We start from the raw sequence: 15,372 nt of genomic DNA, 5'->3' as shown, positions 1-15,372 counted from the left end.
TCGTCCGGCACGCCGTGTGAAGAACACGCGTCATCTTCTGGAGGAATCATGGGTTCGCAGTCCGTCGTCACGCAGCGGCCATCGTGGGCGAAACGCTCGCGCTGGCTCCTCGCGGCCATGTTGGTGAGCGCCACGCTCGCAGGCTGCAAGAAGGAACAGGAGTCCACCGAGCCACCCGCGCCGCAGCCCCAGGCGCCCGTCGCCGCGCAGCCGGCGGACTCGGGGACGGCCGTGGCGCAGGCGCCGACGCCCCCCGCGCCCGAGCTGCTGACGCCCGTCGTCCGCGCGGTCTCCACCAGCGACGTGCTGCCGCAGGACATCGTCATCGAGTTCCCGCGGGAGGTGCGCCCCAACGATGGCTCGGTGTTGAAGGACACCGTCGTGACCATCACTCCGGAGGTGCCGGGCAGCCTCTCCTGGTCCTCCCCGTCCACGCTGACCTTCAAGCCGTCGGGCGCGGGCTTCGCCTTCGACACGAAGTACGCCGTCTCGCTGGCGTCGGTCGGGCTGGATTCGGGCGTGGTGAAGCCGGCCGCGGTAGGGGACTGGTCGCACACGTTCACCACGCCGCCCTTCCAGTTCGTCCGGATGGTGCCGCGTCAGCTCGACACGGTGAAGGGCCGCGTGGAGGTGGAGGTCGTCTTCTCCGGTCCCGTGGACATCGCCGCGGTGCGCTCGCGGGCGGGCTTCCGGGTGGGTGGGCAGGCTGTGGGTGACGTGAAGTGGCGCACCCTGCCCACCACGCGCAACGTCGTCAGCGCACAGCTGACCAGCGGGCTGCTCAAGCAGGGCCGCACGGTCGACTTCAGCCTCCAGGCGGGACTGCCCGCCGCGTCGCAGGCGAAGGCGACGGCCCCCGCCGCGCGCAGCGCGTTCGAGCTCCGCGCCGGCAAGCGCATGGACATCACCCGCGCCTCGGTGGAGCAGGGCACCACGGGCTTCTACATCGAGGTGAGCTGCCGGGACGTGGACGGCGCCGAGCCGCCCTCCCCGCGCGAGACGGAAGGGTATGACCCGTACTACTGGGACCACCGCAACAAGGGCTGCACGCTGGATGACGGCGTCGCCGCGGAGGCCATCCACCTGACGCCCGCCGTCAAGGTCTCCGTCGCGCCGTCCCGCCGCGGCTTCCGCATCTTCGGTGACTTCAAGCGCGGCTCCTACGCGCTGCGCATCGACGCGGGCACGTCCTCGGTGGGCGGCGGCATGCTGCTGGCCACCTACGAGGAGGCCTTCGCCGTCCCCGCGCGCTCGCCGCAGCTGTCCTTCGCCACCTCCGGCCGCTACCTGCCGCGCAGCGCGTGGCGCAACCTGCCGTTGCAGCACCTCAACCTGGACTCGGTGGAGCTCACCGTCCGCAACGTGCCGCCGGAGAACCTCGTCTTCTGGATGAGCGACGACTACCGCGAGCGCGCGGACGAGCGCACCTCCAACGTGGTGGCGAAGCGGACGCTGGCGCTCAAGTCGCAGCCGGATACGCTGGCGACCACCTACGTGGACGTGGCCAGCCTGGTGCCGGCGAACACGAAGGGCCTGGTGGAAATCACCGCGAGGCAGAGTCACCACGCGGCGGCCAGCCGCATCCTCCTCACCAACCTGAGCCTGGTGGCCAAGCGCGGTGAGGCCGCGCCGGGCTCCAGCGGCGCCGGTGAAGTCTGGGTGTGGGCGCTGGGCATCGAGAGCACCGATCCGCTGTCGGGCGTGGAGGTCTCCCTGGTGAAGAAGAGCGGCGAGTCGGTGGCCCGCTGCACCACGGTGGCGGCGGATGGCTGCCGGCTCCAGGTGCCCGCGCCCGGCGTCGACGACAGCGCGCCCTTCGCGCTCATCGCCCGTGACGGCGAGGAGCTGACGTACCTCAAGTACAGCGAGCTGAAGACGGAGATTGCCAACGCGGACGTGCATGGCGAGCCCTACCGTTCGGAGAAGGCCTACCGCGCGTCGGTGTGGTCGGACCGGGGCGTGTACCGCCCGGGCGACACGGCCCACATCGCCGCGGTGCTGCGGGGCCAGGATGACAAGGCGCCGCCGGCGGGCATGCCCGTGGAGTTGGTGGTGGTGGACCCGCGTGAGCGCGAGCTGAAGAAGGTGTCGCTGAAGACGAACGAGGCGGGCCTGGTGCCGCTGGACCTGCCCTTCGACTCATTCCAGGACACGGGCAGCTACCGCGTGGTGCTGAACGTGGCGGACCGCGAAGTGGCAATCTACTCCGTTAGCGTGGAGGAGTTCGTCCCGGAGCGCATGAAGGTGGAGGCGCGCACGGAGCAGGCCGGCTACCTCCAGGGTGACGAAGTCCCGGTGGGCGTGGAGGCCGCGTACCTCTTCGGCGGCTCGGCGGAGGGCAGCCCGGTGGAGCTGACGTGCCGGCTGATTCCGTCCGCCTTCAAGCCGAAGGAGAACGCGCAGTACGCCTACGGGCTGTGGCGCCAGGACGGCCGCGAGCCCCGCCCCGTCACGCTGGGCCAGGTGCAGGGCACGCTGGACGCGAAGGGACAGGCCGTCCTTCGTTGCCCGGCCCAGGGCGCCATGGGGGCCCTGCGGGGCGCCGGGGCGCTGAGCGCGCTGGCCAGCGTCTTCGAGTCGGGCAGCGGCCGTTCCACCCTGGGCAGCGTGACGGTGCCGGTGCACCCGGAGGCGTACTACGTGGGCCTCCAGGGCAGCACGGGCAAGGTGAAGGCCGGCAAGCCCTTCACGGTGAAGGGCGTGGTGGTGGATTGGGACGGCAAGCTGCTGGCCGCCTCGGACAAGACGCCCAAGACGGTGGACGTGGAGTTCCTGCGCCTGGAGGAGGAGTACGGCTCCTTCTATGACGAGAACGAGGGCTACGAGCGTTACCAGCGCTACCTGCGCCCGGTGCGTGAGGGCCGCTCCACGGTGGCGGTGAAGGATGGCCGCTTCTCGCTGGACGTGACGCCGGGCGCGGACTCCGCGGGCTACATCGTGCGCGTGCGCTCGGGTGGGGCCCAGACGGACCTGGAGCTGGAAGGGGAGGGCCGCTACTACTGGTGGGGGGAAGGCTCGCGCGTGGACCAGACGCCGCGCCCGCTCAAGCCCACCTCGCTGGAACTGGCGCTGCCGGCGAAGGGGCGCGTGGGACAGGCCATCACCGTGAAGGTGAAGTCGCCCTACAAGGGGCGCATGCTCTTCACCGCGGAGACGGACCGCGTGCTCGCCTCCCACTGGGTGGCGGTGGAGCCCGGCGAGGTGACGTGGAGCTTCACGCCGTCCGCCTTCGCGCCCAACGTGTACGTGAGCGCCTTCCTGGTGAAGGACCCGCACCTGGAGTCCGCCGAGGCCTTCATGCCGGACCGCGCCTTCGGCGTGGGCAGCGTCACGCTGGAGCCGGTGGAGTACACGCAGTCGGTGACGATGAACGTGCCCAAGGAGGTTCGCTCCAACGACACCCTCACGGTGGACCTGGAGCTGGGCCCGCAGGAAGGCCCCACCTTCGCCACCATCGCGGTGGTGGACGAGGGCATCCTCTCCCTCACGCGCTTCCAGAGCCCGGACCCGCAGAAGCAGCTCTTCACCCGGCGGGCGCTGGGGGTGGAGACCTACGAGACGCTGGGCTGGACGCTGCTGGTGCCGCCGGGCGGCGCGTCCCGCTCCACGGGTGGTGACGGCGAGGGCGGCGCGGATGGCCGTGTGCAGCCCGTCAAGCCGGTGGCGCTGTGGAGCGGCCTGCTGCCGGTGCCGGCCAACGGCAAGCTGCGCGTGCCCTTCAAGCTGCCCCAGTACCGCGGCGCGGTGCGGGTGATGGCGGTGACGGCGGGCCCGCAGCGCATTGGCCGCGCCAGCGCGCAGGTGTTGGTGCGCGATCCGCTGGTGCTCCAGACGACGTTGCCTCGCTTCCTCGCGCAGCACGACGAAATCCAGGTGCCCGTCTTCGTCACCAACCTGTCCGGCAAGGCGCAGGACGTGAAGGTGACGCTCAACGCGGAGTCACTGCCGGTGCCAGGGCTGGTGATGCCCGCGGCGGCCACTTCGCCGCTTCAGCTGCTGGGCAAGAGCGAGGGCACGGCGCGGGTGGCGGACGGCAAGTCCCACACCTTCGTCTTCCAGGCCCGCGCGGTGCAGGCGGTGGGCGCGGCGCGGCTGTCGGTGACGGTGGAGGGCGGCGGCTACACCTCGAGTGAGTCGCTGGACGTGCCGCTGTCTCCGGCGGGCCCGCGCGAGCGCCTGGTGCAGCAGATTGAACTGGCGCAGGGGACGACGGACGTCTCGCAGTACCTCCAGGGCTGGGTGCCCACGACGGAGCGCTCCACGCTGTGGGTGACGGCCAATCCGTACGCGCGCTCGCTGCAGCACCTCGCGTACCTGGCGCGCTATCCCTACGGCTGCGTGGAGCAGACGACGTCCGCCACCCGTCCGTTGCTGTACGTGTCCGAGCTGGTGAACGACGTGGACCCCACGCTGACCCAGGGCGGGACCGTGGGCGACATGGTGCTGTCGGGCATCAACCGCATCCTGGCCATGCAGACGCCGTCGGGCGGCTTCGGCTACTGGCCGGGCGCCACGGAGCCGGTGGGCTGGGGCTCGGCGTACGCCGCGCACATGCTGCTGGACGCGCAGAAGCTGAAGTACCCCGTGCCGCAGGACCGGCTGAACGACGCGCTCACGTGGATGTCCACCGAGCTGAACAAGCTCGAGAGCCGCCAGGGCCGCGACGACATGTACACGGACAGCGCGGAGGCCTACATGCACTACGTCCTCTCCGTGGCCGGCAAGGGCCGCAAGGCGCGTGTGCAGAAGATGGTGGACGCGCTGTCGGAGCGGGCGAAGCAGAAGGCGCTCACGGGCGAGGAGCAGGAGCGTGACTACATGCTCAAGGCCTCGTTGTGGCTGGCGGGCGACCGGCGCTACGAGAAGGAGCTGCGCAACCCCGACCTGTCGCCCGTCACCGAGGAGCGGAAGAACGACTGGTCCTTCTACTCCGACCGGCGCCGCCGTGGCTTCATGCTGAGCACCTACCAGGACTTGTTCGGCAAGGACGCGGCGGGTGAGCCGCTGGCGCGCATGGTGGCCGAATCGCTCCAGGCGCACTCCAGCGGCTGGTACACGACGCAGGAGTTGGTGTGGGGCATCACCGGCCTGGGCAAGCGGCTGCAAGGGACGTCCACCCAGTTCTCCGCGCCGGTGCTCAAGGCGGACGGAAAGGTCATGACGCCGGTGCAGGACAAGACGGTGCGTTCGTCGGACCGGACGTGGTCCCTGGCCCGCGCCAGCGAGCGGCAGGGCCTTCAGTTGGAGGTGACGTCCAAGGACGAGGGCCGGCTGTACCTCGTGCTCAGCAGCGAGGGCGTGCGCTCGGACAGCAAGCCCCGCACGGGCGGCGAGGGCCTGGCGCTCACGCGCACCTGGCGCAAGCTGGACGGCACGGTGCTGGCCATGGGGCAGGCGCCGGTGGCGTTGGCGGACCTCGTCTACGTGGAGCTGGAGATTCGCAACACGACGGGCGAGCGCGTGCAGAACATCGCCCTGGTGGACCGGCTGCCGGCGGGCTGGGAAATCGAGAACGCGCGCCTGGGCCGGGGTGGCTCCACCGACTGGGTGGACCCTGCGTCGCTGTGGTCCGCGGACTACGTGAACATCCGCGATGACCGGATGGAGGTCTTCGGCAGCCTGGGGCCTCGCGAGTCGAAGAAGGTCGTCTACGCGGTGCGCGCGGTGACGGCGGGTTCCTTCACCCTGCCGTCGGCGGAGGCGGAGGCCATGTATGACCCGCGCCTGTGGGCTCGTGAGCCGGGCCGGACGATTCAGGTGTCCGGGCCGTGGAAGGACAACCTGCTGTAGCGCGCGGCGCGGGGAGACGCTCCTAGTCGAGCGTCTCCCACAGCGCGTCGAACGCGCGGTTGAAGGGCTGCACCAGCCGCGCGTCGTCGGATACCAGGACGTTCTCGTGGTTGTACTCGGCGGCCGAGCGCGTCCAGTTGTAGCTGCCCGTCACCAGCCTCAGCCGGTCGAACACGGCGAACTTGTGGTGCATGTGCGCGGACGTCCTGTCCAGGCGGATGGGGATGCCGGCGTCCCCCAGCCGCTCCATGTCGGAGCCCGGGTCCATGGCCTTGTCATCGTCACTCACGATTCGCACCCGCCCCCCGCGCCGGTGGGCGTCCAGCAGCGCGCGGGTGATGCGGTCATCCGTCACGGTGAAGACGCAGACGTCGATGGAGCCGCGTGCCGACTGGATTTGCTGGACGATGGCGTTGAGCGGCCCCTCGCCCGGAGAGAAGTGCGCCTCCATGCGCGACGTCAGCTCGGGCTGGGGCGCGTGCAGCGCCTGCACCGTCTCCTCCAGCCAGGAGATGATCTCCCGGGAGCGTGCGTCCTTCATCGACGCTCGCGCCAGGGCGAAGGCCCGGGAGCGGAAGAGGGTGAGCAGGGCCTCGCCAGCCCGCCGCTCCGCCAGGACGGCCTGCAACGCCTGCCGCTCGGTGGGGGTCAGCCGCCGGTCGTCGAGAATGGACGTCAGGATGGCGTCGACTTCAAAGGCATTCATTGCGCGTAGTATATGCCTGGGATTCACCGTCTCATGAGCCGTGCCCGTCGAATCACCCGGAAGCTCTTGCCCGTCGGCCTGGGGTTGCTAGGCCTCACCGTGGCCGCGTATGTGGCCGCCTGGCGCGTACCCCTGCCGGCCCGTCTCTTCGCGCCCGCATCGGTGGTGATGGAGTACCGGGACGGCACGCCGGCCCACGTCTTCCTGGCCCCGGACGAGCGCTGGCGCATCCCCACGCAACTGGAGCGCGTGGACCCGGACTATGTCCAGGCCCTGCTGGCCCTGGAGGACAAGCGCTTCTTCCACCACCCGGGCGTGGACCCGCTGGCGGTGCTGCGCGCGGCGACACGCAACCTGGCCACGGGGCGGCGAGTGTCCGGTGCCTCGACTTTGACGATGCAGTTGGTCCGCGTGTTGGAGCCGCGGCCTCGCACCTTCACGTCGAAAGTCATCGAGTCCTTCCGGGCGATGCAGTTGGAGGTGCGGCTGTCCAAGCAGGAGGTGCTCGCGGCCTATCTCCAGTTCGTCCCGTACGGGCGCAACGTCGAAGGCGTGGAGGCGGCCGCGCTGGCGTACTTCGGCCACACGGCGGCGAACCTGAGCCCCGCGGAGATTGCCACGCTGCTGGCGGTGCCGCAGAACCCGAACCGGCGCTTCCCCACGGCGCAGAACACGGCCCGGTTGAAGTCGGCGCGGGACGGCGTGGCGCGAAGGCTGCTGGACGTGGAGGCGCTTCCCCGAGGGCCCGAGGCGGCCCGCGTGTCGGCGGAGACGGTGCTGCGTGAGGTGCGCGACACGCCTGTGCCCACCGACCTGAAGCCCTTTCCCCGTGAGGCGCCACACGTGGCGGTGTGGCTGCGCACGCAGCGGCCGGCGAATGCCCGGCTGCACACCACGCTGGATGCAGGCACGCAGCGGATGGTGGAGCGGTTGATGCGGGACGCGGCGGTGGGGCTGGCGCCGCGAGGCATCTACAACGGGACGGCGGTGGTGGTGGACCGGCAGCAGGCGGAGGTGCTCGCGCTGGTGGGCAACTTCGACTTCTTCGACCAGAAGCACGGCGGGCAGATTATCGGCTTCGCCACGCCGCGCTCGCCGGGCTCGGCGCTCAAGCCCCTGCTGTATGCCATGGGCATCGACCTGGGAATGGTGGGACCGGAGCAGTTGGTGGCGGACGTGCCCACGGCCTACGGCGGCTATGCGCCGCGCAACTTCGACGGCCGCTTCCAAGGTCTGGTGCGCCTGGAGTACGCGCTGTCCCAGTCGCTCAACATGCCCTTCGTGCGGCTCTTGGAGCGCGTGGGGGTGGAGCGCTTCCTGGGCGCCCTGCAAGCGGCGGGAGTCACGAGCCTGGTGCAGGAGCCCGGGTACTACGGCCTGTCCGCGGCGGTGGGCGGCATCGAGCTGACGCCGCTGGAGCTCGCGGGCGTCTACGTCGCGCTGGCGGGGGATGGACGCGCGCCGCCGCTGCGGCTCCTGTTGGACGAGAAGGCGGCCGCGCCGGTGGAGGTGCTGTCCCCGGGCGCGGCCTGGCTGACGCGCCAGGCGCTGTCGCTGAGAGACCGGCCCGATTTCCCGGCACGCCGTCGGCTGACGGGCATGCCGGCGCGCGTGCACTGGAAGACAGGGACCAGCTTCGGCCACCGCGACGCGTGGGCGGCGGGCTCGGGGCCCCGGCACACGGCGGTCGTCTGGCTGGGGAATTTCAATCACAGGCCCAGCGTGCACCTGGTGGGCGCTGACGCGGCGGGGCCGGTGCTGTTCGACATCCTGGAGGGCGTGGGCCCGCGCGGCCTCAACCTGCCGGATGAGAGCGTGAATCCGCCCGATGACCTGGCCGTGGTGGAGGTCTGCGCCTATTCGGGCCACCTGCCGACGGACGCCTGCGTGCAGCGCAAGCACGTCTACGCGCGGCGCTCGGCGGTGCCCACCGCGCGCTGCCCGTACCACCAGCACGTGGAGGTGGACGTGGCCACGGGGCTGTCGGTGGGGCCCATGTGCCGGACGGGGCGGAAGACGGAGCCGCGGGTGTATGTGACCTGGCCGGCCACCATCCGCCGCTGGCTGGAGGAGCAGCACCGGCGCCTGCCGGAGCCGCCCGCCGCCGCGCCTGGCTGCGAGCCCGGAGGGGCGCGCGCGGCCCCGTCCATTGTCTCCCCCGCGCCGGGACATGTGGCCGTGCTGATTCCCGGTGTCCCGGCCTCGCAACAGGAGGTGCCGCTGGAGGCGGAGGCCTCACACGAGCGGGCACTGACGTGGTTCGTGGACGGGGCCCTGCTGGGGACGGCGCGCGCCGATGAGCGCGTGTGGTGGACGCCGTCCGTGGGCTCCCACGAGATTCTCGTCACCGATGACCGGGGACTGAGCGCGAAGCGGACGCTGGAGGTCCGCATGCGACCCTGAAACGCAGCGCGGCGCCCCCGGAGGACAGGAGCGCCGCGCTCAGGTGCGGCTCGCCGCCGCGCTCAGCGCACTTCCCAGCCCCGCGAGCCGCGCTCGTAGCGCTTGCCCGCGCCCAGGTCGCCGTAGAAGAGCAGGTCCTTCACGCCCACCACGGAGCGCCCGTCGAAGAGGCCAATCTCGCCGTTGGCGGGCATCTGGATGCCCAACTGCGCGGCGTTGAGGCGGACGCGCTGCCTGGGGGCCACCGTCAGCTCCGGCAGCACCGCGCCGAAGGGGGCACGCACCTGCGTGTGCAGGTGGCTGGGGCTCTGCGCCAGGCTGATGCGCAGTTGCGTCGTCAGCACCATGCCCGCCAGGGAAAGGGGCGCCGAGGTGCGGTTGCCCACCTCCACCCAGCCTTCACGCGGGTGGACGGCCTCCAGCACCAACGTGGGTTGCTGCTGCGCGAGCCGCTCCAGCTCCTTGAAGATGAAGTCGCGGCGCTCGCGCACGTAGCGCTTCAGATAGGCGCGGCCCGCGGTGAAGCGGCCGTAGTCCATGAAGGGGTCGTCACGCATGTGCGGGTCGATGAGCGCGTGCAGCTTGTCGATGTGCGCGCCCATCACCTCGCTGGTGAAGAGCTCGTCCATCGCCTTGTCCAGCCGCGCCTCCAGCCGCTCGCGCAGCACGGGGTTCATCACCACGCGGGTGGCCAGGTTGGAGAACACCGGCAGGTAGCCGGGGTACGAGGCCGTCTCCAGCTTGCGCTGCTCGTACATCTTCGCCACCCAGGCGTCGGTGAGGGTGAAGCTGAACAGCGGATGGCGCATGTTGCGCGTGCTCTGGCTCATCTCCTCCACGCTGATGGGGTACCACCAGCGCGAGTCCACGTTGTTGAGGTCCCACGGGACGTAGGACCACCTGGCCACCGCGCGGTCGTAGATGAAGTAGCTCTCCGAGTCCTCCACGTAGTTGTTGGACATCAGCGCGTCCATCACCATGGCGCGCAGGTAGTGCTCCAGCTCGAAGCGCTTCTCCATTTCACTGACGAACTGGGGCTCGGGCGTGTGGTTGATGGCGCCCACCATCTCCCAGAGCTTGTCGTCCGGCTGGGACTCGTTCGTCTTCTTCGCCCAGTCACCCTGGTACGGCACCTTCGCCATCTTGAATTCGCAGTCCTTCCAGCCACACCGGTAGATGGTTCCATCCGTGTCGGCGTAGGAGTGCGCCCGCAGGAACGCCTTGTTCACCTGCTCGATTTCCAGGAACACGCCCTGGTACGCGCCGTTGACGTTGAGCCGCACCAGCGTGCCCTTCGACGCGGGGACGCGCATGGCCTCCAGCAGGTCGAAGGCAATCTTCTCCGCCAGCAGCGTCGCGTCCGCATACTCGGCCACGAGGTTGAGTGACGTCCTCCCCTCGAAGCGCACGCCGTCCTCGAAGCTCACGTTCCAGCTCTTCTTCGGGAAGAAGCGCGCGGAGGCGCCCCGCAGGCGCACCTGCACGCGGTACGTCGTCCCGTTCGCCTTGAAGAGGCCGTCCTGCTCCGGCGTCCAAGGGTCCGCCTCGAACATCCGCATCGTCTCTTCGGGGATGATGAGCTCGTACTGCGGCACCGACGTCTGCACGGGCGGCATCACAAAGGGCCGCTCCGTCTCCGGCACGGGCGGTGGCGGCTCCGGAGGTGGATCCACCGGCGGCGGGTCGATGGGAGGCGGGTCCACCGGTGGCGGCTGCGTCGGCGGCGGCTCCTCCTCGCCAGGGGGCGTTTGCGGATTCTCCACGCCCGGAGGGTCCTGGATGAGCGGTGGCCGCTCCGCCTGGAGTCCATCACAGGCCCACAGGCTCAGCAGCGGCAGACACAGCAGCAATCGAGAAGGAGTCATCAATCCCGGCGCAAAGCAACGGTTGTGCCCGCCTCCAGGGCCCCTTTTTGGTGGAGAGCGAACGCTTGAGTCGGCATTCAGGCCCCCACCGTCGCGTGCAAGGGAAACGGATTACCCAACCTGGCTGCTTGTCCCACCCTGGAGGGAATGGGACGCGAAGGGGCCCCTGGCGGGGCAGGCAGCCGGGCGGAACGGGGCCCCTTTCCCCGCGTGGGCTGTGCACGGGGGGCGGCGGCGGTCCTAGCTTCAAGAGAAGAGGGGGCGCGCCGCGTCAGGGAGAGAGGGCCTCATATGGAATCGTGGAACCAGACGTCGTCAGACACCGTCCGTGTCCACACGCCGCTGGTGGTGAACCGGCGCATCGACGAGCACGTGGAGCGCTGCGTCCGGTACATGGCGGAGAAGGGGGACCGCGCGGAGATGACGCGCTACCTCGCCCGGCTGGAGCGCGAGTGGGACATCAACCGCGCCCTCGCCGTGAGCACATCGGCCCTGGGCCTGCTGGGCCTGCTGCTGGGCCGGCGGGCCGGCGGCCGCTGGCGGGGGCTCACCGCGGTAGCGGGGGGCATGCTGCTCCAGCACAGCGTGTCCGGCTTCAGCCCCCTGTCTGAGCTGCTGCGCGTGCTTGGCGTGCGCACCCGCCGGGAAATCGACCTGGAGAAGTTCGCCATCAAGGCGCTGCGCGGCGACTTCGAGCGCATCCCCATGGAGGGCGGGCCCATGGCCCGAGCCAACGCCGCCCTCGTCGCCGCGCAGTCCTGACGCCGCCTCAGCGGCGCGGCGCGGTGTAGCCGCCTCCCATGGAGGGCATCAGGGCCGGGGACATGGGCGTCGGCGATGGGCCGACACTCTTCCCGGTGTTCGCCTGGTCGAAGAAGCCATTGAGGCCGGCGATGCCCAGCGAGAAGTTCGTCACCCAGCCCGGGTCCGGCCGGCCGGCAGCGGCGCCGACGTCGAACGGGCGGGCGAAGTGCAGGCGCAGCAGCAGGGGGCCCAGCGCGAGGTTGAAACCGACGACGCCGTTCACCACGCGGTGGTTCCACAAGTCATCCCGGCCCTCGCCGACGCCGCCCGCGTCGATGGCGGCAATCGCTTCCAGGTCGCTGAGGAAGGCCACCCGGATGATGTCGTTGAGCGGCAGCTGCGCCTCCAGGGTGGAGTAGACGTAGTGCCGGCCGAGCAGCCACTGGATGTCGCCGAAGTTCACGCCGCGCAGCGTGTCGAACGAAGACAGGAAGTAGGAGCGCGCGTACCGGCCTCCCAACGTGGTGCCCAGGCCGCCGCGGATGAAGATGTTGGCGCGGCCGTAGATGGGGAAGTAGCGCTCCGCGTCCACGCGCACATTGCCGTAGGCCTGGTTGTCGAAGGGCTGCACGCCCACCGTCGTCTCCAGCATGGCCGCGCTGCCTGACAGCGGGCCGGTGGCGTAGTGGTACTTCAGGCTGTCGTAGCCAATCTGCCCGCTCAGCTCCGTCTGGAAGCGGATGGCGCGGTTTCGCGCGTTCCAGGCCGTCAGCAGCTCCCGGTTGGCCGCGTTGCGCTCGGGGAAGAACAGCTCGAACTCCGTGTAGTCGTCCAGGAAGTACCGGGTACCACCAATGGCCAGGTCGCCCTGCACGAACAGGAAGGTGCTCAGCGGGTAGCGCACGCTGCCGAGCGCGCCGAAGAAGCGCTCACCCGACGTGAAGAAGGCATTCTGCGCGCCCTCTTCACCTTCGAAGGTGCGGTCCACGCGGAAGCGCAGGGACTGGAAGATGCCGCCACCCCACGTCGTGCGTGACTTGTCGTTGACGTAGAGCAGGTATCCGTCCGTCAGGTCGAAGCTGCCGTACACCGCCAGGGTGAGCAGGAACTGATGGTCCTTCATGCGGTCACTGGCCGCCGCGAAGAGCTGGCCCACGAAGCCGCCGCCGCCCGCGCCCGCGAAGCCGAAGAAGGGACCGAACTCCAGGTTCTGCCGGGTGAAGGGCTCGTAGTTCTGCGCGTCCGTGAGGGGCCGCACCGCCAGCGGGTTGGGCGGCTCCGGCGGCGGTTCGGCGGGGACGTCCAGCGCCAGCATGCGCGGCGGGCGCAGCACCGCGGGCCGGCGCTCACCGGAGACGTGGAACAGCATCCACAGGCTGCCGTCCGGGCCGGGGCCGGGCTCGAAGACGCCCGTCGTCAGGTCCGTGCGCCGCACGATGCGGCCGTCCTTCGTCAGCTCGTGCAAATCGGAGCTGCTGTTGTTGAAGGCGGTGAAGAAGAGGCGTCCGTCTGCCAGGGCCACCGGGGCCGTGTGGTCCCGCTCCTCGCTGGTGAGGCGCTCCACCTGCCGGGGCGCGTCCGGCCGCACGCGGAAGAGGTTGAACTGGCGGTGGGACGTCGCGTCCGACGTGAAGACGATGCCCGAGGGCCCCCACGTCACCTCGCGCTCGGAGAACACGTCGTCGGTGAGCTGCAGCGGCGGGGCGTCCGGGCCCGCCTGCAGGTCGATGGCGTAGATGTCCCGCAGACCCGCGTCGTTGATGCCGATGAAGGCCACCCACCGGCCGTCGGGCGAGAAGGCCGGCGAGTACGCCGCGAGCAGCCCGTGCCGGTCGATGCGGTACGCGGTGCGTCCGCCCAGGCTCAGGTCGACCACCAGGCCCACCTCCCGGTCGATGCCGGTCCGGATGGCGTTGCGGCGCACCAGTACGTCCGCGCCGCGCCGCTCCGACTTGTGCGTGTAGTCCTGCACGTAGATGACGTCGCGCCCGGTGATTTCGGCGATGAAGGCCAGCTTGTCGTTCGTCAGCGCGAAGCTGCGTCCGGAGATGGGGTGCAACGACTCCACGCCTGGCACGCCGTCACCCGCGACCTTCACCGTCTTGTCCGGCACGCGCGGATCCATGATGTACAGCCGGCTCTCACCCGTCTCCGGGACGATGGTGCGCAGCCCCAGCACGTTGCCCGACGGGGAAGACGCCATGGCGGTGGTGTAGCCGGGCGCCTTGTCGAGCAGGTCCAGCGCCGGCGCGGACTGCTCGGACGCCAGGTACGTCTTGAAGGCCCGGCGCTTCAGCCAGTTCTCGAACCGCGCGGAGATGCGCTTGGGGTTGTCGCCGGTGAGCCGCTCCAGCAACTCCTCGAACTTGAGCGACGGTGAATCGCGCGAGCCACCCGCCAGCCGCGGCGACTCCTCCAGGACGCGCTGGATGAAGCCGGCGCCGTACTCCTCTTCGAGGAAGGACACGCGGACCTGGCCCACCTTGTAGATCCACAGGTAGCCGTAGGGCCCGGGGGAGAAGAAGTCGAGGAAGGCGTAGCCCTTGAAGAGGTCCGGGTTCACCAACAGGTCCCGCACCAGCATCTCCGCTTCCGGGTCCATGCCACGCTTGGCGTAGAACTCGGCGAGGCCTTCGATGAACCACAGCGGAATGGCTTGCAGCGGATCGCCGAACATCTTGGCCTGCTCGGCCACGGTGCGGACCTTCTGGATGGTGAACTGGTGCGCCAGCTCGTGGGTGCTGACCTCCTCGAAGAGGCGGTGGTCGCCCAGGTACGGCAGCGTCAGCTTCAGGTCCTCGCCGGTGCTGGTGAGGCCGAGCGTGCCCTCGGACACGGCGAAGAGGTTGGTCTGCAGGAACTCCTGGTAGCTGCTGTAGAGGATGTACGGGAACGTCTTGGTGGGGACGTACTTGAACTGGTCCACCAAGTACCGGTAGGCCTCCTCGATGAGCGGCGCGGCGCGCTCGGCCACCATTCGCTCACGCTCATAGAAGTAGAAGCGCACCCCGCCCGACTTGTCCCCCAGCGACTTCGCGTAGGTGTAGTTGAAGCCGCCGTCCGCGCCCGCGAACACCGACTGACCGCCGCCCAGCACCGTCCCGCCGTCGTCATCGGCGTCGCTGGCCATCAGGTAGGTGGCGCCCGCGTCCTGCTCTCCGCCGTCGGTACCACCGGCCGCGAGCGTGCCCCCATCCTCCGTCCCCGCATCGGCCGCGGCCAGGGCACCGCCGTCCTCCGCGCCCCCGTCGGCGGCCGCCAGGCCACTCTCCGGGACGCCCCCGTCTTCACCCATCGTCAAGGGCGGCACGCCCGCGTCGGTCGCACCCTCGAGCACCACCGGCGTGCTGCCGGGCAGCCCCGTCTGGGACTGGGGCTCGGACGTGCCTCCCGTCGTCTCCGAGGGCGGACCGCTGGGAGGCGCCTTCGTGTCGCCCTGGTCCGGCGAGGTGGTGGGCGCGCCCGGGTTGGCGCCGCCTGGACTCTCCGGTGGTTGTTCGTGCGCCGTCCGCTCGGGAGGTTCCGCCAGACCGGTGGCCCCCGGGCCGACGAGGATGTCCGTGTGTCGCCACTCGAATTCGTAGCTGTTCACCGCCGTTTTCCCGGGTCTTCGGGGCACGACGTAGAACTGGGCAAGCGCGAGCCCCGGGAAGAGCAGGACGAGCAGGGCTGCGGCGAGGGGACGGGGGTTCACTGAAGGCACCTCTGTGGGTGGGGTACCGGCGAGACTACACCTGCTGGGGAGGCTGCCTCCCAGCGGTCCCGGTATACAAGCGCCCCGACGATTTCTTTCCGTTTACTTGACGGGCAGTGGGCATCGCCCCCTCGGAGGCCGGGGGAGCGCGCTGTTTCGTCGGGTGCTGG

General features: G+C 70.1%; 6 protein-coding genes. 3 read left to right on the top strand and 3 right to left on the bottom strand.

Annotation, left to right across the window (positions count from 1 at the left end; genetic code table 11):
* The first annotated feature begins 48 nt into the window (after positions 1–48).
* The gene (locus tag FMQ63_RS17765) at positions 49–5,790 is read left to right on the top strand and encodes an alpha-2-macroglobulin (RefSeq protein ID WP_011552492.1); all 5,742 of its coding nucleotides are present in this window, start codon (positions 49–51) and stop codon (positions 5,788–5,790) included.
* Between the two features lie 22 nt (positions 5,791–5,812).
* Here the strand turns inward: FMQ63_RS17765 and FMQ63_RS17760 are convergent, their stop codons facing one another.
* Positions 5,813–6,496: a phospholipase D-like domain-containing protein gene (locus FMQ63_RS17760; protein ID WP_020477616.1), complete on the bottom strand. Its 684-nt coding sequence runs from the start codon at positions 6,494–6,496 to the stop codon at positions 5,813–5,815.
* A 33-nt stretch (positions 6,497–6,529) separates the two neighbouring features.
* Here FMQ63_RS17760 and pbpC point away from each other — a divergent pair, with 33 nt between their 5' ends.
* Positions 6,530–8,899 (top strand): penicillin-binding protein 1C, encoded by a 2,370-nt coding sequence (gene pbpC, locus FMQ63_RS17755; RefSeq protein ID WP_026113934.1) that lies wholly within the window; start codon positions 6,530–6,532, stop codon positions 8,897–8,899.
* A 62-nt stretch (positions 8,900–8,961) separates the two neighbouring features.
* Here the strand turns inward: pbpC and FMQ63_RS17750 are convergent, their stop codons facing one another.
* Positions 8,962–10,764 (bottom strand): CotH kinase family protein, encoded by a 1,803-nt coding sequence (locus tag FMQ63_RS17750; protein WP_225909913.1) that lies wholly within the window; start codon positions 10,762–10,764, stop codon positions 8,962–8,964.
* Positions 10,765–11,055: 291 nt separating this feature from the next.
* Here FMQ63_RS17750 and FMQ63_RS17745 point away from each other — a divergent pair, with 291 nt between their 5' ends.
* Positions 11,056–11,526 (top strand): hypothetical protein, encoded by a 471-nt coding sequence (locus FMQ63_RS17745; protein WP_026113933.1) that lies wholly within the window; start codon positions 11,056–11,058, stop codon positions 11,524–11,526.
* Positions 11,527–11,533: 7 nt separating this feature from the next.
* On the opposite strand, the gene FMQ63_RS17740 is transcribed toward FMQ63_RS17745, so the two are convergent.
* Positions 11,534–15,202 carry a tolB protein precursor protein gene (locus tag FMQ63_RS17740; RefSeq protein ID WP_225909914.1) on the bottom strand — a complete coding sequence of 1,223 codons (3,669 nt, stop codon included), beginning with the start codon at positions 15,200–15,202 and terminating at the stop codon, positions 11,534–11,536.
* Positions 15,203–15,372: the final 170 nt, after the last annotated feature.

The organism is Myxococcus sp. CA005 (genome assembly GCF_006518205.1).
Classification (GTDB): Bacteria; Myxococcota; Myxococcia; order Myxococcales; family Myxococcaceae; genus Myxococcus; species Myxococcus xanthus.
This window is presented reverse-complemented; position numbering and strand designations above follow the sequence as displayed.